The sequence below is a fragment of the Paenibacillus maysiensis genome (assembly GCF_000520815.1).
GTDB classification, from domain to species: Bacteria; Bacillota; Bacilli; order Paenibacillales; family Paenibacillaceae; genus Paenibacillus; species Paenibacillus maysiensis.
Window position 1 is genome coordinate 1 of record NZ_ASRY01000253.1, and the last position, 1,611, is coordinate 1,611.

Below are 1,611 nucleotides of genomic sequence, written 5' to 3' on the forward strand. Positions count from 1 at the left end.
CAACTACTATGAAAATTTATTGCACCAAAGTGTGGAAAAAGGCAGCATTAAAGAAGACGCAGCTCGTTCGTTTTTTTTAAAAGGGGAGAGCGCCTGAATAGCTTTTTATTGTAGCTTATATAGATCAAGAGCCTTCTGGTTTAGTGATGGTAATGGAGTAGCCTAGCCCTTCAAGTCTGCGTAAAGCATGTCGCACAATGGACTGTTCCCTTTGCTTATTGAAGTAGTCTTCCCCTAGATCAACATACATTTCTTTACGAGTTAGAAGGTAATAGGAGATTCTCAACATGGCATGAGCGACTACAATTCCTGCTCGTTTCCTTCCTTTTCGCGCTGCTGTACGCCTATACAGTGCGCCAAGGTAATTCTTAGATCCTTTTACGGAATGAGCAGCTTCGGTTAAGCCTGATCTCAAATATTTATTGCCCTTTTTGGTTTTAGCCGATTTCCTTTTGCCCGCACTTTCGTTATGGCCAGGAACAAGTCCTGCCCAGGAACACATATGAGCTGCGCTTGGAAACTGGTTTTTAATATCTGTACCGATTTCAGCCAGGATTTGTTCGGCCATTCGTATTGATATGCCTGGAATTGAGTCTAATCGTTCGATATCTTCTTGGTAAGGATTTACTCGCCGTGCAACTTCTTGATCCAGCATATCAATTTGTTGAGTTAGAAAGTCGATGTGAGTTAGAATGGTTTTTATCATTAGGCGTTGGTGGGGACTTACGTATCCTTGGAGGGCAAGTTCGAGTTCATCTTTTTTTCGTTTTAGTGTTCGAAGGGCCATGTTGGCCAGTTGCCCAGGATCATCTATACCTTCAGCAATCGCATAAAGCATTTTTTTAGAGGAAACTCCCATAATATCTGAGACAACGGAACCAAGCTTAATATTAGCTCCCTCTAATACTTTTTGGATTCGATTATGCTGTCTGGCACGTTCTTCGATGATACTCCGGCGATAACGAACAAGCTCTCTTAACTCACGTTGATTACGGTCTGGAATGAAACTGGCTTTAATCAGTCCGTGGCGAAGGAGTTGGCAAATCCATTCTGCATCTTTAACATCGGTTTTGCGTCCAGGCACAGCTTTCATATGCTGGGCATTAACAACCAGAAATTCGATCTCTTCAGCCTCAATTAAATTTACAATAGGTTTCCAATAAACACTTGTGCTTTCCATGGCGACATGAGTACAGCTGTGCTCCTTAATCCAGTCCACTAACTTAAGAAGAAATACAGTTTTAGTTGAAAATGTTTGAATCTCCTTTCCTTCAGGTGTCATGATGCATGCAGTAATATTGTCTTTATGGACATCCATACCGCACGCCCGTTCAATAATTACATCCATGCCATTCAACCTTCCTACGGCATCATGATTGGAGACTGGTGCAACAACCAGAATAGGATTAATCTACTATGAGTGCTTCCCAGTGGGAGCAACATTCAGTGGTGCACCGTGGTCGTTGGAGTCAGACTAACGGATGGGCTCTAATCGCACCATAGTTCATCGACCTTCCTCTCCCAGCCGTACTTCCAGTATAAAATGCCAAGCAAAAATTTTCATTCTCTGTGGTGCAGCGCTGATTTTGCGCTACATGATTGGCTAACGGG

Annotated in this window: 1 protein-coding gene; it reads right to left on the bottom strand. The window is 42.8% G+C overall.

Translation table 11 applies throughout. From position 1 onward, the window contains the following. Positions 1-124 precede the first annotated feature (124 nt). Positions 125-1,348: an IS110 family RNA-guided transposase gene (locus L696_RS0117620; RefSeq protein ID WP_025684813.1), complete on the bottom strand. Its 1,224-nt coding sequence runs from the start codon at positions 1,346-1,348 to the stop codon at positions 125-127. Positions 1,349-1,611: the final 263 nt, after the last annotated feature.

Excerpts from the sequence above, each read along its gene's own strand:
- L696_RS0117620 (WP_025684813.1), bottom strand. The coding sequence starts at position 1,348 with ATGGATGTAATTATTGAACGGGCGTGCGGTATGGATGTCCATAAAGAC.